The sequence below is a fragment of the Pseudohaliea rubra DSM 19751 genome (assembly GCF_000764025.1).
In the GTDB taxonomy this organism is placed as follows: Bacteria; Pseudomonadota; Gammaproteobacteria; order Pseudomonadales; family Halieaceae; genus Pseudohaliea; species Pseudohaliea rubra.
The window spans coordinates 80,637-104,097 of record NZ_KN234748.1 but is presented as its reverse complement, the minus strand read 5'-3'; the positions used below and the strand labels follow the sequence as shown (position 1 = coordinate 104,097).

General features: G+C 66.8%; 22 protein-coding genes and 1 tRNA gene. 11 read left to right on the top strand and 12 right to left on the bottom strand.

What is annotated here, in order from left to right:
* Nucleotides 1-5 precede the first annotated feature (5 nt).
* The 5 genes from ribB to purE all read left to right on the top strand — a co-directional run bounded on the left by ribB (nucleotide 6) and on the right by purE (nucleotide 6,237).
* Nucleotides 6-1,130 carry a 3,4-dihydroxy-2-butanone-4-phosphate synthase gene (ribB, locus tag HRUBRA_RS02975; protein ID WP_035514397.1) on the top strand — a complete coding sequence of 375 codons (1,125 nt, stop codon included), beginning with the start codon at nucleotides 6-8 and terminating at the stop codon, nucleotides 1,128-1,130.
* A 78-nt stretch (nucleotides 1,131-1,208) separates the two neighbouring features.
* Nucleotides 1,209-2,885, top strand: coding sequence for a gamma-glutamyltransferase (gene ggt, locus HRUBRA_RS02970; RefSeq protein WP_035514395.1), 1,677 nt, complete (start codon nucleotides 1,209-1,211; stop codon nucleotides 2,883-2,885).
* Nucleotides 2,886-2,899: 14 nt separating this feature from the next.
* Nucleotides 2,900-4,504, top strand: coding sequence for an acyl-CoA synthetase (locus tag HRUBRA_RS02965; RefSeq protein WP_035514394.1), 1,605 nt, complete (start codon nucleotides 2,900-2,902; stop codon nucleotides 4,502-4,504).
* A gap of 84 nt (nucleotides 4,505-4,588) precedes the next feature.
* Nucleotides 4,589-5,743 carry an ATP-grasp domain-containing protein gene (locus HRUBRA_RS02960; protein WP_035514393.1) on the top strand — a complete coding sequence of 385 codons (1,155 nt, stop codon included), beginning with the start codon at nucleotides 4,589-4,591 and terminating at the stop codon, nucleotides 5,741-5,743.
* Nucleotides 5,740-6,237 carry a 5-(carboxyamino)imidazole ribonucleotide mutase gene (gene purE, locus HRUBRA_RS02955; RefSeq protein ID WP_035514391.1) on the top strand — a complete coding sequence of 166 codons (498 nt, stop codon included), beginning with the start codon at nucleotides 5,740-5,742 and terminating at the stop codon, nucleotides 6,235-6,237. Before HRUBRA_RS02960 ends, purE begins: the two co-directional genes overlap by 4 nt.
* A gap of 22 nt (nucleotides 6,238-6,259) precedes the next feature.
* Here the strand turns inward: purE and ilvD are convergent, their stop codons facing one another.
* Nucleotides 6,260-7,945 (bottom strand): dihydroxy-acid dehydratase, encoded by a 1,686-nt coding sequence (gene ilvD / locus HRUBRA_RS02950; protein WP_035514389.1) that lies wholly within the window; start codon nucleotides 7,943-7,945, stop codon nucleotides 6,260-6,262.
* A 125-nt stretch (nucleotides 7,946-8,070) separates the two neighbouring features.
* Here ilvD and HRUBRA_RS02945 point away from each other — a divergent pair, with 125 nt between their 5' ends.
* A complete protein-coding gene (locus HRUBRA_RS02945) occupies nucleotides 8,071-9,615 on the top strand; it encodes an acetolactate synthase large subunit (protein ID WP_035514388.1) in 1,545 nt (514 codons plus the stop codon).
* A gap of 23 nt (nucleotides 9,616-9,638) precedes the next feature.
* On the opposite strand, the gene HRUBRA_RS02940 is transcribed toward HRUBRA_RS02945, so the two are convergent.
* The gene (locus HRUBRA_RS02940) at nucleotides 9,639-10,505 is read right to left on the bottom strand and encodes an SDR family oxidoreductase (RefSeq protein ID WP_035514386.1); all 867 of its coding nucleotides are present in this window, start codon (nucleotides 10,503-10,505) and stop codon (nucleotides 9,639-9,641) included.
* 162 nt (nucleotides 10,506-10,667) lie between these two features.
* On the opposite strand from HRUBRA_RS02940, the gene HRUBRA_RS02935 reads away from it, so the two are divergent.
* Both HRUBRA_RS02935 and HRUBRA_RS02930 read left to right on the top strand, forming a co-directional pair.
* The gene (locus tag HRUBRA_RS02935) at nucleotides 10,668-10,895 is read left to right on the top strand and encodes a hypothetical protein (RefSeq protein ID WP_035514384.1); all 228 of its coding nucleotides are present in this window, start codon (nucleotides 10,668-10,670) and stop codon (nucleotides 10,893-10,895) included.
* A gap of 78 nt (nucleotides 10,896-10,973) precedes the next feature.
* The gene (locus HRUBRA_RS02930; protein ID WP_144244359.1) at nucleotides 10,974-12,500 is read left to right on the top strand and encodes a putative bifunctional diguanylate cyclase/phosphodiesterase; all 1,527 of its coding nucleotides are present in this window, start codon (nucleotides 10,974-10,976) and stop codon (nucleotides 12,498-12,500) included.
* Nucleotides 12,501-12,673: 173 nt separating this feature from the next.
* On the opposite strand, the gene HRUBRA_RS02925 is transcribed toward HRUBRA_RS02930, so the two are convergent.
* From HRUBRA_RS02925 to HRUBRA_RS02910, 4 genes are all read right to left on the bottom strand, one after another.
* The gene (locus HRUBRA_RS02925) at nucleotides 12,674-13,879 is read right to left on the bottom strand and encodes an NAD(P)/FAD-dependent oxidoreductase (RefSeq protein WP_236629765.1); all 1,206 of its coding nucleotides are present in this window, start codon (nucleotides 13,877-13,879) and stop codon (nucleotides 12,674-12,676) included.
* A complete protein-coding gene (locus tag HRUBRA_RS02920; RefSeq protein ID WP_035514377.1) occupies nucleotides 13,879-14,067 on the bottom strand; it encodes a CPXCG motif-containing cysteine-rich protein in 189 nt (62 codons plus the stop codon). The genes HRUBRA_RS02925 and HRUBRA_RS02920 overlap by 1 nt, the downstream gene beginning before the upstream one ends.
* Before the next feature lie 9 nt (nucleotides 14,068-14,076).
* Entirely contained in the window at nucleotides 14,077-14,511 is a 435-nt protein-coding gene (arfB, locus tag HRUBRA_RS02915; RefSeq protein WP_035514471.1) for an alternative ribosome rescue aminoacyl-tRNA hydrolase ArfB, read from the bottom strand.
* 128 nt (nucleotides 14,512-14,639) lie between these two features.
* A tRNA-Ala gene (locus HRUBRA_RS02910) sits at nucleotides 14,640-14,715 on the bottom strand.
* 142 nt (nucleotides 14,716-14,857) lie between these two features.
* On the opposite strand from HRUBRA_RS02910, the gene HRUBRA_RS02905 reads away from it, so the two are divergent.
* Together HRUBRA_RS02905 and HRUBRA_RS02900 are read left to right on the top strand one after the other, a co-directional pair.
* Nucleotides 14,858-16,180 (top strand): APC family permease, encoded by a 1,323-nt coding sequence (locus HRUBRA_RS02905; protein ID WP_035514374.1) that lies wholly within the window; start codon nucleotides 14,858-14,860, stop codon nucleotides 16,178-16,180.
* A gap of 17 nt (nucleotides 16,181-16,197) precedes the next feature.
* On the top strand, nucleotides 16,198-16,578 hold the full coding sequence (locus HRUBRA_RS02900) for a DUF4345 family protein (RefSeq protein ID WP_035514372.1): 381 nt from the start codon (nucleotides 16,198-16,200) through the stop codon (nucleotides 16,576-16,578).
* Between the two features lie 63 nt (nucleotides 16,579-16,641).
* Here HRUBRA_RS02900 and HRUBRA_RS02895 read toward each other — a convergent pair whose 3' ends face one another.
* The 5 genes from HRUBRA_RS02895 to gltX form a co-directional block, all read right to left on the bottom strand.
* Complete coding sequence (locus HRUBRA_RS02895; protein WP_201771515.1) at nucleotides 16,642-16,953, bottom strand: hypothetical protein; 312 nt, start codon at nucleotides 16,951-16,953, stop codon at nucleotides 16,642-16,644.
* A 73-nt stretch (nucleotides 16,954-17,026) separates the two neighbouring features.
* Nucleotides 17,027-17,644, bottom strand: a complete 618-nt coding sequence (locus tag HRUBRA_RS02890) for a trimeric intracellular cation channel family protein (protein ID WP_035514367.1) — start codon at nucleotides 17,642-17,644, stop codon at nucleotides 17,027-17,029.
* A gap of 7 nt (nucleotides 17,645-17,651) precedes the next feature.
* Nucleotides 17,652-19,052, bottom strand: a complete 1,401-nt coding sequence (locus HRUBRA_RS02885) for an L-serine ammonia-lyase (protein WP_035514364.1) — start codon at nucleotides 19,050-19,052, stop codon at nucleotides 17,652-17,654.
* A 45-nt stretch (nucleotides 19,053-19,097) separates the two neighbouring features.
* The gene (locus HRUBRA_RS02880) at nucleotides 19,098-20,129 is read right to left on the bottom strand and encodes a glutathione S-transferase N-terminal domain-containing protein (RefSeq protein WP_035514362.1); all 1,032 of its coding nucleotides are present in this window, start codon (nucleotides 20,127-20,129) and stop codon (nucleotides 19,098-19,100) included.
* A gap of 2 nt (nucleotides 20,130-20,131) precedes the next feature.
* Entirely contained in the window at nucleotides 20,132-21,628 is a 1,497-nt protein-coding gene (gene gltX / locus HRUBRA_RS02875; RefSeq protein ID WP_035514359.1) for a glutamate--tRNA ligase, read from the bottom strand.
* Nucleotides 21,629-21,738: 110 nt separating this feature from the next.
* Between gltX and HRUBRA_RS02870 the strand changes: the two genes are divergently transcribed.
* On the top strand, nucleotides 21,739-23,124 hold the full coding sequence (locus HRUBRA_RS02870; protein ID WP_084592411.1) for a GntP family permease: 1,386 nt from the start codon (nucleotides 21,739-21,741) through the stop codon (nucleotides 23,122-23,124).
* Here the strand turns inward: HRUBRA_RS02870 and HRUBRA_RS02865 are convergent.
* Nucleotides 23,121-23,447, bottom strand: a complete 327-nt coding sequence (locus tag HRUBRA_RS02865; protein WP_035514355.1) for an antibiotic biosynthesis monooxygenase family protein — start codon at nucleotides 23,445-23,447, stop codon at nucleotides 23,121-23,123. The two genes, HRUBRA_RS02870 and HRUBRA_RS02865, sit on opposite strands and share 4 nt — an antisense overlap.
* Between the last annotated feature and the right edge of the window lie 14 nt (nucleotides 23,448-23,461).

The following is a 23,461-nucleotide window of genomic DNA, read 5'->3' as shown; positions in this document are numbered from 1 at the left end:
CCGCCATGGCCCTGGCCAGCGTCCCGGAAATCATCGACGACATCCGTGCCGGGCGGATGGTCATCCTCATGGATGATGAGGACCGCGAGAACGAGGGCGATCTGATTGTGGCCGCCGAAGCGGTCACGCCGGAGCTTATCAACTTCTTCGCCACCGAGGCCTGTGGTCTGATCTGCATGCCCATCACGGAAGCGCGGGCGCGACAGCTGCAGCTCCCACTGATGGTGCGTGACAATCGCTCACAGCATGAGACGAACTTCACCGTTTCCATCGACGCCACGGAACGCCAGGGGCCCGGCATCAGCGCGGTGCAGCGGGCCCACACGGCCCGGGTCGCCGTGCGCCCGGACGCCACCCCCGGCGACATCCGCCAACCCGGGCATATCTTCCCGCTGGTCGCCAAGCCCGGCGGCGTGCTTCGCCGCGCCGGGCATACAGAAGCCGGCGTGGACCTCGCGCGCCTTGCCGGCTTCGAGCCGGCGGCGCTCATCGTCGAGATCATGAACGAAGACGGCACCATGGCCCGGCGCCCGGAGCTCGAGGCCTTCGCCGAGCGCCACGGGCTGAAGATGGGCACCATCGCCGACCTCATCGAATACCGCAGCCTCCACGAGCAGTCAGTGGAGCTGCACGGCAGCAAGGCCGTGGATACGGAGTTCGGCGCCTTCACGCTGCACACCTTCCTCGATCAGATTGACGACACACTGCACTTTGCGCTGTCTCTGGGCGAGCTCGATCCGGACCAGGACACTCTGGTCCGGGTGCAGACCATCAACACGCTGCGCGACGTCCTGGGCACCCGCATCGACGGCGCCGAGGGCTGGTCCTATCGGCGCGCCATGGCCGCTGTCGCCGACGCCGGTTGCGGCGTGGTTGTGCTCATTGGCCAGCCGGGCACCCGGGAGACACTGCTCGACGACATCGACGCCTTCCCGGCAACGCCGTCCCTCACCGGCGCAGATCCAGCTTCGGGCCGCCAGAACTACCGGGTCATCGGCACCGGGTCACAGATCCTGCGTCGCCTCGGGGTCGGTCGCATGCGCCTCATGTCCTCCCCGATCCATTTCAACGCCCTGTCCGGTTTCAACCTTGAGATCAGCGAGTTCGTGCAGGCCGGCAAGGCCCCCTGAGCCGCGTCACGGGGGCGTAGCCCGGGCGGGCGCCCTCTGCTATCGTCTCCGCCGTCGCCTGCAAAAAAAGGCTTACGCGTGATCGCCCGGCTCCTCGCCGCCCTCCTGCTCACCGCCACCCTGGCCGCCGATGGTCGCGCCGCCGGGGCCCTGGCAATGCCGGACCGCTTCGCTGCAGACGCGGCTGCCGCCGTCATGGCCGGGGGCGGCAATGCCATCGACGCCGCCGTAGCCGCAGCCTTCACCCTCGCCGTAACCTACCCGGAGGCCGGCAACCTCGGTGGCGGTGGCTTCCTCCTCAGCGTAATGGACGGGGAAGCGGCCTTCCTCGACTTCCGCGAGGTCGCCCCAGCCGCCGCGGAAGCGGCCATGTACCTCGATAAGAATGGCAGCTTCCGCGCCCGGGACGCGCTGGTGGGTGGTCTGGCCTCCGGTGTGCCCGGCACGGTACGGGGCCTTGCCGCCGCCCATGCGCGCTACGGGACACGGCCCTGGGCTGGGCTCCTCGAGCCTGCTATCCGCCTTGCCCGCGAAGGGTTTGCGGTCCCTGCGGACCTCGCCGAAGCCGCGGCAGAAACCCGCGAGTACCTCGCGGGAGAGACCAACTTCGCGCGCTACTTCGGCGACCTCGAGCCGGGCCGGTTTTTCCGACAGCCGGAGCTCGCAGCCACTCTTGAGCGTATCGCACAGGACCCGGACGATTTCTATCGCGGCCGCAGTGCCGGGCTGCTTGTCGCCCAGCAGGCCCGCAGCGGCGGGCTGATCACGGCAGCCGACCTCGCCGGCTACGAGGCGCGCTGGCGCAAGCCGCTCACCGGCAGCTGGCGCGGCTACCAGGTGCTCACAGCGCCGCCGCCGAGCTCCGGCGGCGTGGCGCTGCTGCAGCTGCTGGCGCTGCGGGAAGCCAGCGAAGGCCTGTTTCTTGAGACGCCTCATAACAGTGCGCGCTATGTGCACCTTCTTGCCGAACTGGAGAAACGGGTGTTCGCCGATCGCGCGCGCTACCTCGCAGACCCGGACTTCGCCCCCGTGCCCACGGACGCCCTCCTCGATCCGGTCTACCTCGCCCGGCGGGCCGGCACGATAACTGCGGACGCCATCAGCCCCGCCGAAGCGGTGCCGCCGGGCCTCGAGACGCCACACACCACCCACTTCTCCCTCGTCGACCCCGCCGGCAACGCAGTCTCCCTGACCTACACTCTCAACTGGGACTTCGGCTCCGGCGTGGTTGTCGAGGGCGCCGGCTTCCTCCTCAACAACGAGATGGACGATTTCAGTGCGGCACCGGGCATCCCCAATGAATTTGGTGTGGTCGGCGGCGCAGCTAACGCCATTGCGCCCGGCAAGCGGATGCTGTCGTCGATGACGCCAACGATCCTCCTCCATGGCGACGCCCCGGCCATCGTTCTCGGCACCCCGGGAGGCAGCACGATTTTTACGTCCGTCTTCCAGGTACTGCTGAACCTCGTCGACGCAGGCCTGGCGCCGCAGGCTGCCGTCGATGCGCCCCGCTACCACCACCAGCTGCCCCAGGCCCGGCTCATCCGTCACGACCAGTGGCCCATTCCGGCAGAGACACGCCGCGGCCTGGAAACCCTCGGTTACCGGGTGGCCCCCAACGACTGGGGCCCCCTGGGCGACATTCAGCTTGTCACCGCCGGACCGCGGGGGCTCGCCGCCGCCGCAGACCGGCGGGGCCGCGGCGTCGCCCGCATCCTCGCGGCGGACGTCCGCTTGCCAACCCGAAAGCAATAACACGGAGCTGCACCATGGCCTGGAACTTCGGCGACATCCTCGACACCATCATCCCGGAGCTGCCGCCCGGGCACCCTGCCCTCGCTCACGGCGACCGCGTGCTCAGCTGGGAGGACGTGGGGCGACGCAGCAACAACCTCGGCCGCGCTCTTCGCACAGCGGGTCTTGCACCCGGTGCCAAGGTGGGATTCTACCTGCGCAACGGCCCGGCCTTTATGGAGACCCTCGCGGCCTGCTTCCGGGCGCGCCTAGTGCACGCCAACGTCAACTACCGCTACCGCGAGGACGAGCTGCACTACATCCTGGACAACGCCGATGCAGAAGCCGTGGTCTACAACGCCGAGTTCCGCGACCAGGTGGAGGCCCTGCGCTCGCGCCTGCCCGCAGTGAAGGCCTGGGTGGAGGTCGGCGACGCGGCGGTACCGCCCTGGGCGCTGGCTTTCGAGGCGCTTGCAGAGGACGGTGACGGCAGCAACCTGCCCGGGCCGCGCAGTGGCGAAGACCTCCTGTTGCTCTACACCGGCGGCACGACAGGTATGCCGAAGGGCGTCATGTGGGATCAGCAAAACCTGCGCGAAGCCCAGTCCCTGGCGCTGCGCGCCGTGGGACCGGTACCGGAGACCCTCGAGGAACTGCGGCAGACCATCGCAACCAACGGCCCCGGGGCGACGATACTACCCATCTGCCCGCTCATGCACGGCACCGGCCTGTTTACTGCCATGGGTGCTTTTTTCAGCGGTGGCACGGTCGTTACCCTCCCCGGCCGATCCCTCGATGCCGATGCGGTATGGCAGGCGATCGGGCGACACCGGATTTCCCAGATTGCCATTGTGGGTGACAGCTTCGCGCGGCCCCTGCTCGCTGCCCTCGACGCAGACCGCGCACGCTACGAGCTCGATTCGCTGCAGATGATCATCTCCTCGGGCGTCATGTTCAGCACGGAACTCAAGCAGCAGCTCCTTGCGCACCTGCCGCAGGCGGCGATCGCCGACTCCTTCGGCGCCTCCGAGGCCGTGGGCTTCGGCGCCTCCGTAATGACCAGGGATGCGCCGGCGGAGACAGCACGCTTCGTCACCAACGACCTCTGCCGGGTCTTTGATGAACAGGACCGGGAGCTTCCCCGGGGCAGCGAACAGCCGGGGTTCATTGCCTTCGGCGGCCCGATCCCCAAAGGCTATTACAAGGACCCGGAAAAAACGGCAAAGACCTTTCGCACCATCGCCGGGCACCGCTACGCGGTCCCGGGCGACTACTGCCTGGTCGCCGAGGACGGTACGCTGACCCTGCTCGGCCGCGGTTCCGTGTGCATCAACTCCGGTGGCGAGAAAATCTATCCGGAAGAGGTTGAAGAGGCGCTCAAGGCACACCCGGACGTGGAGGACGCGCTTGTCGTCGGCCTGCCGGACCCCACCTGGGGTCAGGCCGTGACCGCCATTATTCACCCTGTGCCCGGCGCTGCGCCCGCCGAGGAGGCGCTGATCGCCACGGTCCGCGAGCGGCTCGCGCCCTACAAGGCGCCGAAACGGGTTCTGGTCGCACCGCAACCCTTCCGCGCACCGAACGGCAAGGCGGATTACAAGGCCGCCCGCGCCTTCGCGGAGGCCGCCGGGGTCGCGTGAGCGCCTGCCCCGGGGCAACGCGGGGCTTGATGCTTCACCCGGGACAGGTATAGTGCCCGGCTTTCCCAGACAGGCGGGGGCAGCATGAAGATTCGTGTGGGCATCGTTGGCGACGGCCAGCTCGGCATGTTCCTGTGCGAGGCCGCGCAGGCGCTGGCCATCGACACGGTCATTCTCACCGGCGATGCAGCCAGCCCTGCGGCGCAGCGCGCCGGAGCGGCCGTGGTGGGCACCATGGACGATGCTGCAGCCGTCGAGGCTCTGGCCGACGCCTGCGATATCGTCACCTACGAGCGTGAGGATGTGCATCCCGTGGCCGTCGAGGTGCTCCGCCGCGCTCAGGTCGCCGGCAGCATCCACTGCCATCCGAGCCTTGACGTCATAGAAACCATTCAGGACAAGGCCCGCCAAAAGCGCTGGCTCGCCGACGCCGGCCTGCCAACCCTGCCGTTTGTGCTTGCCCATGGCGAAGACGGTGAGGCCGCCGCTGCCGCCTCCAGGCTCGGTTTCCCCCTGGTGCAGAAAGCCCTGCGCGGTGGCTTCGACGGGCGCGGGGTACAGCTCCTCCGGGACGAGGCCGCTCTCGCCAGGGCCTGGCCCGGTGAAACGCTCTATGAGGCCCATGCCGGGGAGTTCCGCGAACTTGCGGTGATCGTTGTGCGCGCCCAGGACGGCGACCTTCGCTGTTTCCCGCCGGTGGATATGACCTTCGACAGTGACTACAGCGTACTCGAATGGGTCTACGCTCCGAGCGGCGCCGGCGAGTGTGTTCTCAACGAAGCGGAGCGGGTTGCCCGTGCCGCCATCGAAGCGCTGAACGGAGTCGGCACCTTCGGCGTCGAGCTGTTCCACTGCGCCGACGGTCGGGTGCTGATCAACGAGATCTCTCCGCGGGTGCACAACGCCGGTCACTACACCCTCGAGGGCACCGAGTCCTCCCAGTTTGAACAGCACCTGCGCGCCGTCACCGGCCTGCCCCTGGCCTCTATGGAACTGCTCACGCCCGCGGCCATGCGCAACCTGCTCTGCAACGACGCTATCGTGGAAGCCGCTGGCAACCGGGCAGCAGGTCGCAGCGTCGACGGGGCCGTGGCGACCTACTGGTACGGCAAGGCGCCGGCCCGGGCCATGCGCAAGCTCGGCCACATCACCGCCACCGGCGCCACCGCCACAGAAGCCGGGGAGCGTGCAGCTGCGGCCTATGAGCGACTCACCGGCAGCCACGGAGAAGCCGCATGAATCCCCGGGTCGGCATCATCATGGGCAGCGATTCGGACCTGCCGGTCATGCGCGCAGCGGCTACGGTGCTGGAAGAGCTGGCGGTGGCCTACGAGATAGACATCGTCAGCGCGCACCGCACGCCGGATCGCCTCTATGCCTATGCCCGCGAGGCAGAGGAGCGGGGTCTTCGGGTCATCGTCGCCGGTGCTGGCGGGGCCGCGCACTTACCGGGCATGGTCGCTTCGCTCTGCGTCCTCCCGGTGATCGGCGTGCCCATAAGCGCTACCAGCCTCGCTGGTGAGGATGCGCTCCTGTCCATTGTGCAGATGCCCGCGGGGATACCGGTGGCGACCGTCGCTATCGATAATGCCACCAACGGCGGTCTTCTTGCCGCCCAGGTGCTCGCCAGCGCAGACGAGGATCTCCGGCGCCGGCTGCACCGCTATCGCGACGGACTGCGGGACCGGGTGCTGGGAAAGGCCGAGCGGCTGCGCCGGGGCGACGGCGCCTGAGGCGCCCGCCCCGCTTCGGGCATCAGTCCTCGTAGCGGTCAAGCACGGCGCCGAAGCTGGCCGACGACGCATTGTGGGCAAACTTGCCCAGCACGCCCCGCGTGTAGCGTGGTGCAGGCTGCTGCCAGCGCTCGCGGCGCGCAGCCAGTGTCGCATCGTCCACGTTCAGCTGCAGCAGAAGCTCATGCGCATCAATGGTGATACTGTCACCTTCCTCGACAAGACCGATGGTGCCGCCCACGAAGGCCTCCGGTGCCACGTGGCCCACCACCATACCCCAGGTACCCCCGGAAAAGCGGCCATCGGTAATCAGACCAACGCTTTCGCCCAGCCCCTGGCCGACCAGGGCGCTGGTCGGCGCCAGCATCTCCGGCATGCCCGGAGCACCCCGGGGACCGAGGTAACGCAGCACCAGCACGTCGCCGGGCTCAATCCTGCCGGCGAGGATTGCGTCAAGCGCTGACTGCTCGTCATCAAAAACTCGCGCAGGCCCGGTAATCACGGGATTCTTGAGCCCGGTGATCTTGGCCACGGCCCCTTCCTCGGCGAGGTTGCCACGGAGGATGGCGAGGTGGCCCTCCTTGTAAAGCGGCTTGTCCAGCGGTCGGATCACATCCTGACCCGCCGGGCACTCGACAGGGACGTCGGCCAGCGTCTCGGCAATCGTCTTGCCGGTAATGGTCATGCAGTCGCCGTGGATCAACCCGCCCTCGAGGAGCAGCTTCATGACCTGTGGAATACCCCCGGCGCGATGCAGGTCGATGGCGAGATAGCGGCCACTGGGCTTGAGGTCACAGATCACCGGCACCTTACGCCGGACGCGTTCGATGTCGTCGATCGTCCAGGGCACCTCTGCAGCATGGGCCATGGCAAGGAAATGCAGTACCGCGTTGGTGGAGCCGCCGGTGGCCATGGTCACCGCTACGGCATTCTCAATGGCCTCGCGGGTGACGATATCCCGGGGTTTGCGGTCCGCGGCCACGGCGTCTACGAGTACACGGGCGCTCTCGGCGGCGCTCACCCCTTTCTCCTCCTCGACGTTTGCCATGGTGCTTGAGTACGGCAGCGACAGCCCCATCGCCTCGATGGCGGCGCTCATGGTGTTTGCGGTGTACATACCGCCGCAGGAGCCGGTGCCGGGGATGGCATGACGCTCGATGGCGATGAGATCATCCTCACTGATGCGCCCGGCACTGTACTCACCAACCGCCTCGAAAACGCTGACAATGTTGAGATCGCGGCCATCGAGACGCCCGGGCAGGATGGTTCCGCCGTACACAAAGATGGACGGCACGTTGGCACGCAGCATACCCATCATGGCGCCGGGCATGTTCTTGTCACAGCCGCCGATCGTGAGCACACCATCCATCCACTGACCGCCGACGCAGGTTTCGATACAATCGGCGATCACCTCGCGGGACACCAGGCTGTACTTCATGCCTTCCGTACCCATGGCCATGCCGTCGCTGATCGTCGGCGTGCCAAAAACCTGCGGGTTTGCACCCGCCTCGCTGAGGGCGGCCACCGCTGCATCTGCCAGGGGCTGCAGGCCAGAATTGCAGGGCGTGATCGTGGAGTGGCTGTTGGCGACGCCGATCATCGGCTTGTCGAAGTCGCTCGCCTCGTAACCCATGCCGTAAAACATGGAGCGGTTGGGGGCGCGCTCAACGCCCTGGGTAATGGTCCTGGACCTGCGGTTACTGGCCACGCTGGCACTCCTGCCTTGCCGGGGGGAGACAGCATTCTAGGCCACTTGCGGGAAATGCCTCAAATACTTATCGTGCTTTCGCACCTTTCCCGGCCGCCGCGCCTACCGTATGGAGCAATAAGAATATGAACGGAGCCGAAGCCCTCCTCGAGACCCTCGTCGCCAGCGGCGTCGAAGTCTGCTTTGCCAACCCCGGCACCTCCGAGATGCAGCTCGTTTCCGCCATCGGCAATACGGGGCGCATGCGACCGGTACTCTGCCTGTTCGAGGGCGTGGCTTCCGGCGCCGCAGACGGCTACGGGCGCATGGCCGATAAACCGGCCCTCACGCTGCTGCACGTCGGCTCCGGCTTTGCCAACAGCCTCGCCAACCAGCACAACGCGCGCCGGGCCGGCTCACCGCTGGTGAACATCGTCGGCGACCATGCCAGCTACCACCTGCAGTATGACGCACCGCTGACCTCGGACCTGCCGGCCCTTGCCGCGTGGGCCTCTGCCTGGACAAAAGTGGCCGAGTCCCCGGACGACCTCGCCGCCGCCGGCGCCGCGGCGGTCGCCGAAGCGCAGGCGGAGAACGGACGCATCGCCACCGTGGTCGTGCCCGCGGACCACGCCTGGAACGCAGCCTCAGGCGCGGCAGCCGTGCAGCCGCCACCGGTGCCACCGGCGGTGGCGGATACGTTGATCGCGCAGACCGCCAGCCGCCTGCAAAGCGGCCGCCCGACGGTGCTCTTTCTCGGCGGGCGCGCCCTGCGCGAGGAGAACCTGTACCGCCTTGGTCAAATCGCCGCCGCCACGGGAGCGCGACTGGTGTGCCAGGTGTTCCCGGCCAGGCTGCAGCGCGGGGCCGGGCGGGTCGCCGTGGAGCGGCTGCCCTATTTTGCCGAGCAGGCCACGGAGGCCCTCGCCGGCACCGAGCACCTGATTCTTGTCGGCGCTCCCGCGCCGGTCAGCTTTTTCGCCTACCCGGACAAGGCGAGCTGGCTTGCGCCGGCGGATTGCGAAGTGAGTACCCTGGCGACCGCCGGCGACGACATCGACAGCGCTCTCGAGGCGCTGGTTGCCGCAGTCGGCGCCAGCGGCGAGCCTTCCCTCGTGACTGCTGCGGAAGCGCCGGCGCCGGAGGACGGCCCCCTCGACGGACTGCTGGTCGGCCAGCTGCTGGCCCAGCACATGCCCGAGGATGCGATTGTCGTCGACGACGGCGCCACCAACGGGCTCGGTGCCTACCTGCTGACCGAGCGCGCGTCGCGGCACGACTGGCTCGCGCTCACTGGAGGTGCCATCGGCCAGGGCATCCCCGCCGCCCTGGGCGCCGCCATCGCCTGCCCCGACCGGAAGGTCATCAACCTCGAGGCCGACGGCAGTGCCATGTACACGATTCAGGGGCTCTGGAGCCTTGCGCGGGAAAAAGCCGACACGGTGACCATCCTGTTCAACAACCGCAGCTACGCGATCCTCAACATCGAGCTGGAGCGGGTGGGCGCCGGCGAACCCAACGCAAGCACCCTGTCCATGCTTGATCTCTCAAACCCCGATCTCGACTTCACGTCCCTGGCCCGTGGCATGGGCGTAAACGCAAGCCGGGCGGCCACCGTCGCCGAATTTGCTACGCAGCTGACGCAGGCCCTGGCGACGCCGGGACCTCACCTTATCGAAGCCATGGTCTGAAGGCCCTGACAGCGGGGGCCAGCTCAGAACATCGCGACCGTCTTCGTCGGCAACTCCTCGGCGACTGCATCGGGAACGAAGAAATCGCGGAGCAGGTCTGTGTCAGGGTCAACGGAGTAGGGAGCGAAATCCGTGACACCCTCTTCGCGCAGCAGCACCTCATCAATAAAGAAATTCCCCGTGCATTCCCGTGACGGCCGGTTGAGGATCGCGTAGGCGGCATCGGCCATGATCGCCGGCGCTCGGCTGCCGGCAACGGTTTCGGCGCCGCCAAGAACGTTACGCACCGCTGCCGTGTCGATGGCCGTCAGGGGCCAGAGGGAGTTCACTGCAATCCCGTCGCCGGCAAACTCCCGGGCCATGCCGAGGGTGCACAGGCTCATACCCATCTTTGCCATGGTGTAGGCAAGGTGCGGAGCAAACCACTTGGGATCCATATCCAGCGGCGGCGCCAGATTGAGAATATGCGGGTTAGCGGCAGCCTTGAGGTGGGGAATGCACTGCCGCGAGACCAGAAAAGTACCGCGCGTGTTGATGCTGTGCATCAGATCGTAGCGCTTCATTTCTGTTTCAAGCGTCGGCGTAGGGCTGATGGCACTGGCATTGTTGATGCAGATATCGATGCCGCCAAAGCGAGCCACAGCCTCGCTCACCGCCGCCTCGACCTGCTCTTCGAAGCGAATATCGCAGACAAGCGGCAGGGCCTGACCACCGGCCGCTTCAATGTCCTCGGCGGCCGTGTAGATCGTACCGGGCAGCCTCGGGTGCGGCTCGCTAGTCTTGGCTGCGATCACTACGTTGGCGCCGTCGGCCGCCGCCCGGCAGGCAATGGCTAGGCCGATACCGCGACTTGCGCCGCTGATGAAAAGCGTCTTGTCCTTCAGGCTCATGGCAGCTGTCCCCGTGGCTTGCGTGCAGTGAGGCGGCTACCGAAGCGCGGTGCCGCCCGCCAAGGGTACCCGAAGGCAGATGCCGGCACATCCCCGGCTTGCCAGCGAATGCTCCAATCGCTTAGCTTGCCCCTTTTGGACGATAAGAGAAGGCGGCACAGCATGGCAGGACAGGGCTCCGGCGGAAACGTTCTCGCGGCGATCTGCAGTTTCTTCATCCCCGGGCTCGGGCAGCTCGTGCAGGGCCGGGTGCTCGCGGCCCTGCTATTCTTCCTGCTTACCTCTGCCTGCTATGCGCTGGGGGCATCGGTGGTCCTCTTCGTCTTCTGGATTCCCGCCGTCATCGTCCATCTTTGGTCCATCATCGACGCGGCGCGTTTCCGACCCTGAGCTCCCGGCGCCCGGGGACACACGGGGCCGGGTCGACTACACTGGGGGCGATGCAAAACGCGTCGCGGGAGCCCCACGTTGCAAAAAGCAGTGATTGCCGCCGTCAGGATTGTCGCCCCCTACCTCGTCGTCGGTATTCTCTGGATCTACGTCTCGGACAACGCCCTGCTCCTGGTTGTCAGCGGCGACGCAGGGGAGTTGGGCCGACTGCAGACCTTCAAGGGCTGGCTCTTCATCACCATCACCACCGCCATGCTCTTCGCCCTCAGCTATTCGCACCTCCGGCAAATTCACCGGCTGCAGGAACTGGACACGCAGACCGGCCTCCTGCATCGCAGACTGTTCCTGGAGTATCTGGACGATCGGCTCGAACGCGACAGCTCCGAGCGAGACATGCTTGTGCTTATTCTGAACATCGATGGCTTCACTGCAATTTCTCAGCAGCTGAGCAAGGCCAAAGCGGAGCAGGTACTTGAACAGCTCGGCGCCCACCTCCGCGCCAGTTTCACGGCAGATACACTGCTCTCCCGCCTCGGCACGGACGAGTTCGTACTCGCCTTGCCGCTCATCGCGGCGATCGAGCGGGAAAAGCCACTGGAGCGCGCTCTCAGAGCGCGCCGGGTACTCCTTAAGCCACTCGGCGATGAGGGCGTTCGTGCAACGGCCTGCGGCGGTGCCGCTCTGTACCCGCGCGACGGGCGCGATGCGCACGGGCTCGTCGCGGCCGCCACCAGCGCGCTGCGCGCCGCGCGAAACCGGGGGCCGGACCATATCAACTTCTACGACGACCGGCTTACCCGCGCGGACCGTCATAGGCAGAACCGGGTCCGAGAACTGCGCGACGCCATTGCCCGGCGCGAACTGTACATGCATTACCAGCCACAGGTGCGCCTGGCAGACAACAGCCTCGCCGGCTGTGAAGCGCTGGTACGCTGGAACGACACCGCTGACAGCCCCATTCCGCCGGCGGAATTCGTGCCACTGGCAGAGCAGTTCGAGCTCTCCCGGAAGCTGTCAGAGCTGGTAATCGGCCGCGTCATTGAGGACCTTGAAGCCGCGGGACTGACCGATGGCTGTCTGCCGCGAATCTCCATCAACCTGACTCCGGACGAGTTCGCACGCAGTGACTTCGTGCACTGGCTGAAGGATCAGCTTGCACCCATGGCACAGTGGCAAATGAAACCACAGATCGAGATCACCGAGTACGCGGCCCTGCGCGATCTGCGTGCCTCCATCGGGCGCATCCGCGAACTGGGCGCCAGTGGCATCGATTTTTCCCTGGACGATTTCGGGACCGGGTACTCGAGCCTGGCAGCCCTGAAGGACCTGCCGGTGCAGGAACTCAAAATCGATGGCTCCTTCATTACCACCGTAAACACCGACGGGCGGTCCCTGGCCATCGTCAAGTCCATTACCCGCCTGGCGGACACCTTCAACCTGCGCGTCCTTGCTGAGGGCGTAGAAACCCGGGAGCAGCTCGAGCGGCTGCGGGAATGCCGCTGCGAGGAAGCGCAGGGCTTCTACTTTGGCCGGCCCGTAGCATCCGGGGAACTCGCCGCGATGCTACGCAGGAACAACAGTAACTTTACCGTCAGAGACTGCTGACCCTCCAGGGACCTCGGCGCTCGAACGCTACCGTGCCCTTGTCGCCTCCGACGGCAGTGAGCAGCGGGATGTCCGGAAGGACCTCAGCAACGAGTCGGCGGGATGAATGCAGCGATCGCCGACGGCAGGGCGTTCCCGGCCGGCCTGAGCTGAGGCTTCCCGCCGACAGCCGCTCAGCAAAGGATCCGCAGACGGCCCCGGCGACGGAGCTCGCCAAGGCGGGGCACAGGCCAGGAAACACTCTCCCGTGCACCTGCTCCGCGGCGCAAGAGCGCTGCGATCCGATCGCTGAGAGGCCGCTGGTCGAGCTGAGCCATCACCGCCTGAAAGATCGCTTCCTTGCCCAGCGCCAGCGACGGCGACGCCAGCGCGTGGCGTCCCTGCAGCAACAGACAGTCCCGCTCGCCGAAGGCAATCAGCTGCGGCTTCTCCGTCGCCTTGAAGGCGAGTGGTCGAAGACCGCGTTCCTGCCGCTCAAGCTCCCTGGCGCAGTGACGCCCCATGTCCATCGCGTGGTAAGCCTGGCGTGCAAGAGGCTCGGGCAGCTCAGCCGTATCACCGGCAACAAAAATGTCCTCGTGACCCTCGAGGTGCAGCGAGGCGCTCACGCCCGCCCACCGGCCCGGGGCCGCCAGGCCGCTCCCGGCCAGCAGCGGCAGTGGTGCCGGCCCGCCGGTCCAGATCGTCAGGGCGGACCGCAGCCGGCGACCACTCGCCAGACGTACGGTCCTGGGGGTAACCCGGTCGACGGGATCACCGAGCGCCAGCGTAACGCCGGCCGTTTCGCAGTGGTCAGCCAGATAGCGCCCCACCGCCGCGGGTGCCCCGGGCAAAAGCCGCGGGCCCGCCTCCACGACGGTGACCGGCACCGTCCGGGAGCCGCGCACCCGCAGGACCTCCCCCAGGCACTCCACCCCCTCCAGACCGCCACCAATGATAGTTACGCGACCCGGCCGCTCCTTCCGCAGGAGTGCACGCAGTTGTCTGCCAATGGCGGCGCACTGTGCCACGGACTTGAAGGGCATGGCGTTCTGCTGTGCACCGCTCACGCCGAAGTCCGCATCATCAGCGCCGAGCGCGATCACGAGTCGGTCGTAGTCCAGGCTACCCCGGGTGAAGTGCACGGTGCGCGCGACGGGATCGATGCGCTCGACCTCGCCGCGACGGAAACGATGACCCCGCCGGGCCAGCACCGCTTTCAGGGGCAGGCGCAGTTGCGCGGGATCCTTAAGCCCCGATACGAGTTCGTGGATCGCGGGGAGAAACTCAAAGCTCTGTGACCGGTCCGCCAGGGTAACGGCAAAACGCGGCGCCGGCAGCGCCAGGGCACAGGACAGGCCGGCGAAGCCACCGCCGAGCACCAGCACCCGCGGGCGCACTATTCGTGCTCCGCGCGGACCTGCGCCGCGAGCGTGCCATCCGCCTCCGCATGCACACTCACCACCATTGGCTGGCAGCAGACCTGACAGTCCTCGCTGTAATCCGCGCCGGCCTCCATCGGATCAAGCAGCAGTGTCAGCGGCTCACCGCAGTACGGGCACTGTGCGTCCCACTCTTCGCGTTCCATCAGCTGCTCCTAGCCGTCACCCCGCGGGTTCACGCGCCCGCGGGCGGCCTTGATGCGTCCCCGGTGCGTTTTGCCGTCGACGCGCCGGCGCTGACTGGCCCGCGTCGGCCGGGTGGCAACACGTGCCTTGCGCGGACGATGGCTGTCGCGGATAAGCGCCGCAAGGCGCGCCAGGGCATCTTCCCGATTGCGAGCCTGGCTGCGGTGACGCTGGGCCTTGATCACGACAACGCCGTCGCTGCCGACGCGCTGGTCGCCACAGCGCAGCAGCGCCTCCTTCCACCGCGCCGGCAGCGACGACGCCTGGCTGTCGAAGCGAAGGTGGATGGCCGTAGCCACCTTGTTGACATGCTGGCCGCCGGCGCCCTGGGCACGGATCGCTGACAGCTCGATCTCCTCGAGAGAAAGATGAAGCACAGGGGTAATGGTGAGAGCGTTTTCCATGATACCGGGAACGATAGCGGATGGCCGCAGGGAATGCAGCCTGGCATGATCAATCGGATTCAGTGAGAACCGGCCCATCCCCCGTTAATGGGATAGAGCCAGCCTAGAGCCGCCGAGCCTGATCTTGTTGGTGGAGCCAGGCGGGATCGAACCGCCGACCTCAACACTGCCAGTGTTGCGCTCTCCCAGCTGAGCTATGGCCCCGGATTTGCCGATGCCGCTGACGGGCCCCGGCGGAAAGCGCGCATATTAGGGTTCGCTACCGGGGGTGTCAAGGCGTTGCCAGGAGAAAACATCCGCCCTGCAAAAACTTGCATGCAACGCCCGGGACGCACAACATTACGCGGTGTCTTCCTTCAAACCATCCGTTGCCGCCGCCATAGTCATAGCCAATATGATCGGCACCGGCGTGTTCACCAGCCTGGGCTTCCAGCTGGTGGAGATCCAGTCGGCGCCGGTGCTCCTGGCCCTGTGGGCTGTGGGCGGCCTTGCCGCGCTCTGCGGCGCCATGAGCTATGCGGAGCTGGGCGCGGCCCTGCCCCGCTCCGGCGGCGAGTACAATTTCCTTTCGCGTATCTTTCACCCGGCGGCAGGCTTCATCTCCGGCTGGGTGTCGGCCACGGTAGGCTTTGCGGCGCCGACGGCGCTTGCCGCCATGACCTTCGGCAGCTACCTCTCGGCCGTGTTCCCGGCGCTGTCACCACTCTGGCTGGCCACGGGGCTCATTATCGTACTCACAGTGGCGCACTCCACCAGCCACCGCGGCAGCGGCGGTACTCAGCGTTGGCTCACCTGGCTCAAGATTCTGCTGATCCTGGGTTTCTCGGTCCTTGCCCTGCTGTTCAACGACAGCGGCCAGCAAACAGCCTTCGTGCCCGCAGCGGGCGACGGTGCCCTGCTCTTTTCCGGCGCCTTCGCCGTCTCGCTGATCTACGTGAACTACGCCTATTCCGGGTGGAATGCCGCGACCTACATCAGCGGCGAACTGGAACGGCCTCAGCGCAACCTGCCGACGGTGCTCATCGCCAGCACCAGCGTGGTCTGCCTCGCCTACCTACTGCTGAATTTCGTGTTTCTCGCCGTAGCGCCCATGGAGGCAATGGTGGGCCGGGTGGAGGTGGGCTACGTGGCTGCCGGCTATGCCTTTGGCGACGCCGGGGCTGCGATCATGGGGATCCTGCTCGCCCTGCTGCTCGTTTCCACCGTCAGCGCAATGATTCTCGCGGGCCCGCGGGTGCTGCAGTCCATTGGTGAAGACTTCGCCGTTTTCCGACCCCTGGCACGGGTCAACGGCGACGGCATCCCGGTGACGGCCATCGTCGTTCAGGCCACGGTGGCTCTCGCCTTCCTGTGGACCGCCTCCTTCGACCGCATTCTCGTTTTCTCCGGCGCGACCATGGCGCTGAATACTTTCTTCACGGTGCTGGGCCTCTTCGTCCTGCGCTGGCGCCAGCCGGCCCTGCCGCGGCCCTTCCGGGTGGTGCTCTACCCGCTGCCGCCGCTTATCTTCCTGGCCATTACCGGCTGGACCCTGCTCTACATCGTGCTGCAGCGACCGGCCGAGGCACTTATCAGCGCCGGCATCGTCGCCAGCGGCGCACTTTTCTACTGGCTCAGTGCCACCCTGAGCCGGCGCGTTCCCTCCGGAGAGCCGCCGGCCCCAGCCTGACAGGAGGACCTCAAACCATGGGCAAGATCCTGCTCTACATCGCCGGCCTTATCTTTACAGGCTACGGGCTCGCCTGCCTGGTCTACCCCGCTATCGCCATCAATGCTGCGGGGCTGGCCACGACCACGGCCGATGGCATGGTCGAAATCGGCGCCATGTATGGCGGCTTCCAGACCGGCTTTGGCCTGTTCTGCCTGCTCTGCGCACGCCGCGCCGACTATACGGTCGCCGGCCTCTGGGCCCTGCTTCTGGGCATTGGCCTGCTTGCCGCCGGGCGCAGCTACCACGCGCTGCAGGCAACGGACCCGCTAACGGTCTATAGCTATGGCGCCATCGCCTTCGAATCGCTGCTGACCGTGCTGGCGGCGGTTGCACTGCTGCGCCGCGGCGGCAGCTAGCCGCCAGACGCTACCTCCGCGGGGGCGTCCACAGTCGCTGCCTCTGCCGGTAGCGGCGGCCCCTCAACACCGAGCGTGCGCAGGCGCTCGGCAGCCTTGGCGGGCTGCTCGGCCATGCGCAGACAGGCGCGCGAGCTCAAGGCAGAGGGCGCGCAGGGCCAGGTCCGGGGTACCCAGCACGTTCCGATCGAGGAACTGCGGCCGGGCCGTCAGGAGGGCGCCGGAGAGCACACCCCGCAGCCGGGTGCGGGTGGATGACGCAAGAATAGAACGCAGGGCTTCGCCGGCCGAGAGCTTCAAGCCGTCGGTGATCATGGCCACGGCGAGGATGAACAGGCCCAGCCCGCCAGGAAAAGTACCGCCCAGCTCTAACACGTTCGAAAGCTCCCCCGGATGCAAGGGCTACCCTCAGGACAGATTGTAGGCCAAGACCACCTTTCGGGCGGCGTCAGCGACGATAATTCGGCAAGCGAAGATCGAAGAGGATCGCAGCGGCGCGCAGCGCAAAGGCGCTCACCATGGCGACGAGCAGCACAACACCGTCATCGAGGCCCGGCACATCTGCCAGCAGCGCGTAACTGACGGCACCGAGGAGCGCAGCGGTGACGTAGATCTCCGGCTCGAGCAGGACCGGTGAGCGGTTCAGCAGCGTATCGCGGATCAGCGAACCAAAGCTCGCCGACATCACCCCCATGACCACGGCGACCACCATCGGCGCCTCTGCACCAAGCGCTTTCGCCGTACCGAGGACGCTGAACAGGGCGAGGCCGGCAGCATCCGCCCAGACGAGGATACGGACCCGCGCGCGCAGCGGCGGTGCCAGATACCAGGTACCCAGGGAGACGCCGATACAGACCCACAGGTAATGCGTATCGGCAATCCAGAAAACCGGGCCAGCCTGCAGCAGGAGATCCCGCAAGGTGCCTCCGCCAACGCCGGTGATGGTCCCGAAAAGAATGAAGGCGAGCACGTCGAGCTTCTGCTCCGCCGCCGCCAGCGCGCCGCTGATCGCGAACACGGCGACTGCCAGCAGGTCAGTCCAGTAGAGCAGCGCCGCCAGAGTCATGAGCTGCTCAGCACTCGATGATGTTCACGGGCACTTCAAGGACATTGACCGCGAGGCCACCCCGGGCGGTTTCCTTGTACTTGTCCTGCATGTCGCGACCGGTGTCACGCATGGTGCGGATCACCTCATCCAGGGACACATAGTGCTCACCGGAACCGCGCAGCGCCATGCGCGCCGCCGAGATAGCCTTGATCGCCCCCATGGCGTTGCGCTCAATGCAGGGGACCTGCACCAGGCCACCAACCGGGTCGCAGGTCAGACCGAGATTGTGTTCCATGGCGATCTCCGCAGCGTTCTCCACCTGCGCCGGCGTACCGCCGAGGGCATCGGCCAGTGCCCCGGCAGCCATGGAGCAGGCCGAACCGACTTCGCCCTGGCAGCCCACCTCGGCACCGGAGATGGAGGCGTTAATCTTGTAGAGGATGCCGATCGCGCCGGCGGTAAGCAGGTAGCGAACGATGTCGTTTTCGCTACTACCGCTGCAGTGCGCGAGGTAATACTTGAGCACCGCAGGAATGATACCCGCGGCACCATTTGTGGGAGCGGTGACGATGCGCCCGCCGATGGCATTCTCCTCGTTGACGGCAAGCGCGTAGAGCGTCACCCAGTCCATGGTGTTCAGGGACGCATCCCCGAAGGACTGCTCCTGTGTCTTCAGCTGCCGGTAGAGCTGCGCCGCGCGACGGCGTACCTTGAGACCGCCGGGCATGATGCCCTCGCTGGCGCAGCCGCGCTCGATGCAGGCATCCATCACCCGCCAGAGCTGCAGGAGGCCTTCACGGATCTCCGTCTCGCTGCGCCAGGCCTTCTCGTTCTCGAGCATGAGCGCGCCGATGGAGAGTCCGCTCTCCCGGCAGTGCGTCAGCAGCTGCGCGGCACTGTCGAAGGGGTAGGCAACCGGCGTTTCATCGGCGACCAGGAAACCGCTCTCGGCGGCCTGCTCGTCGACCACGAAGCCGCCGCCGACCGAGTAGAAGACCCGCTCGAGCAGGCGCTCACCATCGCTGCTGAAGGCCTCGAAGCGCATACCGTTGGCATGGTAGGGCAGGCTCTCACTGCGATGCATCTGCAGGTCATCACGATAGTTGAAGGCGATGCCGCGACGTCCGAGGAGCACGAGTTCGCCCGCTTCCCGGATGTGCCCCAGCCGCGCCGGGATGGCATCGACGTCCACGGTCTCCGGCGTCTCACCCTCGAGACCGAGTATGATCGCCTTCGGGGAGCCGTGCCCGGCGCCGGTGGCGCCGAGCGAGCCGTAGAGGTGTGCGGCGATGCGGCTGCAACGATCGAACACACCGGCTTCTGCCAGCGCCTCGGCGAAACGCCGGGCAGCGTGCATGGGACCCACGGTGTGCGAGCTCGACGGTCCGATACCAACCTTGAACAGGTCAAAGGCGCTGATAGCCATGGGGCTATGGTGGCAGAGCGCGGAGCGCTTGTAGAGGGCCCACGGTCACACCGCGACCAGAGCCTCGCAACCGGTGCCCGCCAGCAGTGAAGCAACCCGCCCTCGGGCCGCATCATCAAGCGCTGCATAGTGCTCCCGGATCCAGCCCAGGCACTTGGCCTGGTAGGGAAAGCTGCGCTGGCGCCAGGAGGCGCCGTCGATGTCCGTTTCCCACTCCGCGTCGCCGGCGGACACGGCCGCGGCATTGGCAAGGAGCGCCGGCGCATAGACCCGACCCACTTCGGCAAGGAGCGGACGCAGCGTCGCCGGTGGTGCTCCGCTGTCGTTCCAGTCGTCGTCCGCAGGCTCGAGGCCACTGAGGTCTTCGAGACGGTCCACCCAGGCAACGGCACGCGGCGCCAGCTCATCGGCGATAGCGCGCGGGGTCGGATCGAAGGCACAAAGCTGGGAGAGCTGTCCGAAGAGCGCAAAGTCACTTGCGCCCGGGCGGCGCCCGAGGAGGCAGGGCTGGGTCTCCAGGTGCGCCGCGAAGGCCGCCAGGAAACGTTCGTAGCTCGCCTCGATGACCGCCGCCGTGGTGCTGTTGGATCCGACCACCCAGAGCCGCTCGATCTGCCGGTCGCCGAAGGCACGGGCCACCGCCTCGAGCTCCCGGGGAGGGAGGGAGACGTCTATGGTGAGCGGTAGAACCGTCGCCGCCTTGGCGGCATCAGCCCCGCGGCACCAGCGATAGTGAAACATCCACTTGGTGCCCCACTCATCGGCAAAGTCCTCGAGGAGATAATCAATAAACGCGAGCGCGGGATCTGTCGGCACAGCGCTGCGCCCGGCGTAGTCCGTCTCCAGGCGACGGATCAACGGTGTGGAATCGCAGCGCGCCCGCACGTCGCCGTCTTCCTCGAACAGCAGTGTCGGCAACAGCACCGGTCGTGGCGGCGCGATGCCGAGGCGCTCGAGCTCCTGGGCCGGGTGTGCCCAGGTCACGGCGTAGGGAATGCGCCGATAGCGCAGCAGCGCCACCATCTTGCGGGTGTAGGGAGAACCCGTGCCCCCGATAAGCCGCAGCAGCTCTGCCATGGTCAGATCTCCGTCGAGGGCAGTGCCCCGTAGTCTTTCTCCAGCCGCTTGGCGGCCTTCTTGGATACGCCGCCGAGGACGGCGATAGCATGGCGGATGCGCATGCGGCTCATATCCGGGCCGAGGAGCTCCATGGCGTCGACCACGGAAAAGGAAGCACTGGAACCGCTGATGGCGATGAACAGCGGGGCCAGGAAATCCTTCACCTTGACGCCCAGGTCATCCGCAAGGGCCTTGAGCGCCTGCCAGACCGTGTCACGGTCCCAGTGGCGCAGCGCCTCGAGGCGCCAGAGGGCGAACTGCAGCTGGCGCACAAGCGCCTCACGCTCGCCCCGGAGCCCGTCGAAATCGCTGTCGTCGATGGGCAATTCGCCGGAAACGAGAAACGCCGTCAGCGGCGCAAAGTCGCTCAGCACCTCCATGCGCTTCTGCGCGTGGGGCAGTACCTTCATGAGGTTTTCCCGGTTCAGGGCCCAGTGCTGCAGACGGTCGGCGAGCTGTGTCTCATCCAGCTCCTCCCGGAGCCATACGCCGTTCAGCCAGCGCAGCTTCTCCACGTCGAAGATGGGCCCGCCCAGGGACACCCGATCAATGTCGAAGTGTGTGAGCATGTCGTGCAGGGAGAACTTCTCCCGCTCGTCGGGCATGGACCAGCCCATGCGCCCGAGGTAGTTGAGCAGCGCTTCCGGCAGGAAGCCCATGCGCTCGTAGTAGAGAATACTGGTGGGGTTCTTGCGCTTGGAGAGCTTCGACTTGTCGGGATTGCGCAGGAGCGGCAGGTGGCAGAGCTCGGGCATGTCCCAGCCGAAGTACTCATAGAGCAGCTGATGCTTCGGGGCGGAGTTGATCCACTCCTCCCCGCGGATCACATGAGTGATGCCCATAAGGTGATCGTCGACCACGTTGGCGAGATGATAGGTGGGCATACCGTCACTCTTCAGCAGAATCTGCGCGTCGACCATGCTCCAATCCAGCTCAATGGTGCCGCGGAGCCGGTCAGCCACGGCGCAGCTGCCGGCCTCCTCGGGCACGACCATGCGGATGACATAGGGCATATCCGCCGCCTTGCGCTGAGCGATCTCGTCGTCAGGAAGGCGCAGGTCAGAAGGCTTGAGAGCCGTCGCCTGCCCGGCCTCGCGGCGCTCGCTCCGCAGCGTTTCCAGCTCTTCCGGAGTGCGGTAGCAGACGAAAGCCTTGCCCGCCTCCACCAGCTGCCAGGCGTACTGGCCGTAGAGCGCCATACGCTTGCTCTGGCGGTAGGGGCCATGGTCGCCACCGCTATCGGGGCCTTCATCCCAGTCCAGGCCAAGCCATCGCAAGGCGTCGAGGATGGCCTGCTCCGACTCCGGGGTGCTGCGCGCGCGGTCTGTGTCCTCGATACGCAGCACAAACTGGCCGCCATGGGCACGGGCAAAGCAGAGATTGAACAGCGCAATATAAGCGGTGCCGACGTGCGGGTCGCCGGTGGGAGAAGGCGCGATACGGGTACGTACGGTCATGACAGGGCCTGAAGAAAAAACGAACCGCGATTATACGGCCGCGGCCCATGCCTATACACCCACGGGAGCCCCCGCTAGACTGCCTGCGCAGGACAATAACAGGGTAGATCATGGCACTCATCGGGCTTGTCGGCAGCGTCGCGCTGCTCATCTGGCTGGCACTGCGCGGCATCGACATTGTCTTCGCCGCCCTGCTCTGCTCCCTTGTCGTGATCCTCAGCAACGGCCTGCCCCTCGCAGAGGGTCTCATGGAACACTTTGCCCTCGGCCCCCTCGGCGCCTTCACCTTCGCCGGCCGCTTTTTCATCCTGTTTGCTGCCGGCGCCGTTTTCGGGCGCCTCATGGGCGAGAGCCACGCGGCGGCGAGCATTGCCCTCGCCCTGGTGCGCCGCCTGGGCGCCCACCGGGCTCTCTGGATCACCGCCCTCGCCTGCGGGCTGCTCACCTACGGCGGCGTCGTGGTCTTTGTGGTGATCTTTGCCATGTATCCGCTGGGATTGCGCCTGCTGCAGGAGGCCGATATCCCCAAGCGGCTTTTTTGCGCCGCCCTGGCCCTCGGCGCCGGCACCTTCACCTTGACCGCCCTCCCCGGGACCCCGTCGATCCAGAACGTCATCGCCGCCACGGCGCTGGGCACGGATCTCTTTGCGGGCGGCTGGCTCGGTCTCGCCGGCGGCGCACTCATGTTCGGTTTGGGGATGCTTTACCTGGAGCGACAGCGGCGCCTGGCACAGGCCGCCGGCGAAGGTTTCGTGCCCGGCCCTCGGGACCAGCTGGCCCCGCCCGCAGCCGGGGAAGCGGCCTACCCGGCCTGGCCTCTGGCGATACTGCCGCTGGCCCTGGTGCTGGGCATGATCATTCTGCCGCGGCTCCTCACCGTTATCGGCGGCGATGCTCTCACCGGGGGAAGCAGCCCGCTGGCGCAGGCACTCACCTTTGCCGGCGCAAACCCGGTGCTGTGGCCCAGCATCGCCCTGTTCAGCGGCAGTCTCGCCGCGGTGCTGCTCTTTGGCACCGTACGCCGGCACGGTCTGCGCCTGGCAGGCGCCGGCACCCAGGACGCCATCATGCCCCTCATCAGCACCGCTGCTGTCATCGGCTTCGGCGGCGTGGTCACACAGACCGAAGGCTTCCGCCAGTTCTCGGGCCTCGCCCTGGAGTCCGGCCTGCCGCCCCTGCTGTCGCTCTTCGGCAGCGTGAGCCTGGTGGCCGGCATCACGGGGTCAGCGTCCGGTGGCCTGCAGATCTTCATGCAGACCCTGGCCCCGGACTACCTCGCCCTCGGCATCGATCCCGGTGTACTTCATCGCCTCGCCACCATGACCGCCGGTGGCTTCGACAGCCTGCCGCACTGCGGGGCCGTGGTGGCCATGCTCAGTATTACCCAGCTCACGCACCGCGAGGCCTACCGGGACGTGGGTATCATCACCGTGGTAATCCCGGTGCTGGCAACCCTCGCCGTGCTGGGCCTGGCCGCCCTGGGCTTCGGCACCTAGGGCGCCTCGGCAGCGATGCCGGGGAGCACCTCCCAGGCCGGGTCATCAAACTCGCCAATCAGCTCAATGGTGACGAAGGGCGCTTCGGCGGCGATGATCGCCTTCACCGCCGTCGGCGGGTCAGCCTCCATGGCGTCCCGCTGTGCCTTCGAATCCCAGCTCGCGATGGCCAGCAGGACCCGCGGGTCGTCGAGCTTGCGGTGCAGGCGCGTTCCCCGGGCGCCCGGCGCCTGCTGGATCAGGCGGCTGGCGCGCACCCAGGCTTCCGCGTACTGCTCAGCGCTGTAGCCTTCGGCAACGGTCACGGTGAACAGGTAGAGCATGGCAACCTCCTGCG

Excerpts from the sequence above, each read along its gene's own strand:
- ribB (WP_035514397.1), top strand. The coding sequence starts at position 6 with ATGGCCCTGGCCAGCGTCCCGGAAATCATCGACGACATCCGTGCCGGG.
- HRUBRA_RS02965 (WP_035514394.1), top strand. The coding sequence starts at position 2,900 with ATGGCCTGGAACTTCGGCGACATCCTCGACACCATCATCCCGGAGCTG.
- HRUBRA_RS02960 (WP_035514393.1), top strand. The coding sequence starts at position 4,589 with ATGAAGATTCGTGTGGGCATCGTTGGCGACGGCCAGCTCGGCATGTTC.
- purE (WP_035514391.1), top strand. The coding sequence starts at position 5,740 with ATGAATCCCCGGGTCGGCATCATCATGGGCAGCGATTCGGACCTGCCG.
- HRUBRA_RS02945 (WP_035514388.1), top strand. The coding sequence starts at position 8,071 with ATGAACGGAGCCGAAGCCCTCCTCGAGACCCTCGTCGCCAGCGGCGTC.
- HRUBRA_RS02940 (WP_035514386.1), bottom strand. The coding sequence starts at position 10,505 with ATGAGCCTGAAGGACAAGACGCTTTTCATCAGCGGCGCAAGTCGCGGT.
- HRUBRA_RS02935 (WP_035514384.1), top strand. The coding sequence starts at position 10,668 with ATGGCAGGACAGGGCTCCGGCGGAAACGTTCTCGCGGCGATCTGCAGT.
- HRUBRA_RS02920 (WP_035514377.1), bottom strand. The coding sequence starts at position 14,067 with ATGGAACGCGAAGAGTGGGACGCACAGTGCCCGTACTGCGGTGAGCCG.
- arfB (WP_035514471.1), bottom strand. The coding sequence starts at position 14,511 with ATGGAAAACGCTCTCACCATTACCCCTGTGCTTCATCTTTCTCTCGAG.
- HRUBRA_RS02900 (WP_035514372.1), top strand. The coding sequence starts at position 16,198 with ATGGGCAAGATCCTGCTCTACATCGCCGGCCTTATCTTTACAGGCTAC.
- HRUBRA_RS02890 (WP_035514367.1), bottom strand. The coding sequence starts at position 17,644 with ATGACTCTGGCGGCGCTGCTCTACTGGACTGACCTGCTGGCAGTCGCC.
- HRUBRA_RS02885 (WP_035514364.1), bottom strand. The coding sequence starts at position 19,052 with ATGGCTATCAGCGCCTTTGACCTGTTCAAGGTTGGTATCGGACCGTCG.
- HRUBRA_RS02880 (WP_035514362.1), bottom strand. The coding sequence starts at position 20,129 with ATGGCAGAGCTGCTGCGGCTTATCGGGGGCACGGGTTCTCCCTACACC.
- gltX (WP_035514359.1), bottom strand. The coding sequence starts at position 21,628 with ATGACCGTACGTACCCGTATCGCGCCTTCTCCCACCGGCGACCCGCAC.
- HRUBRA_RS02870 (WP_084592411.1), top strand. The coding sequence starts at position 21,739 with ATGGCACTCATCGGGCTTGTCGGCAGCGTCGCGCTGCTCATCTGGCTG.
- HRUBRA_RS02865 (WP_035514355.1), bottom strand. The coding sequence starts at position 23,447 with ATGCTCTACCTGTTCACCGTGACCGTTGCCGAAGGCTACAGCGCTGAG.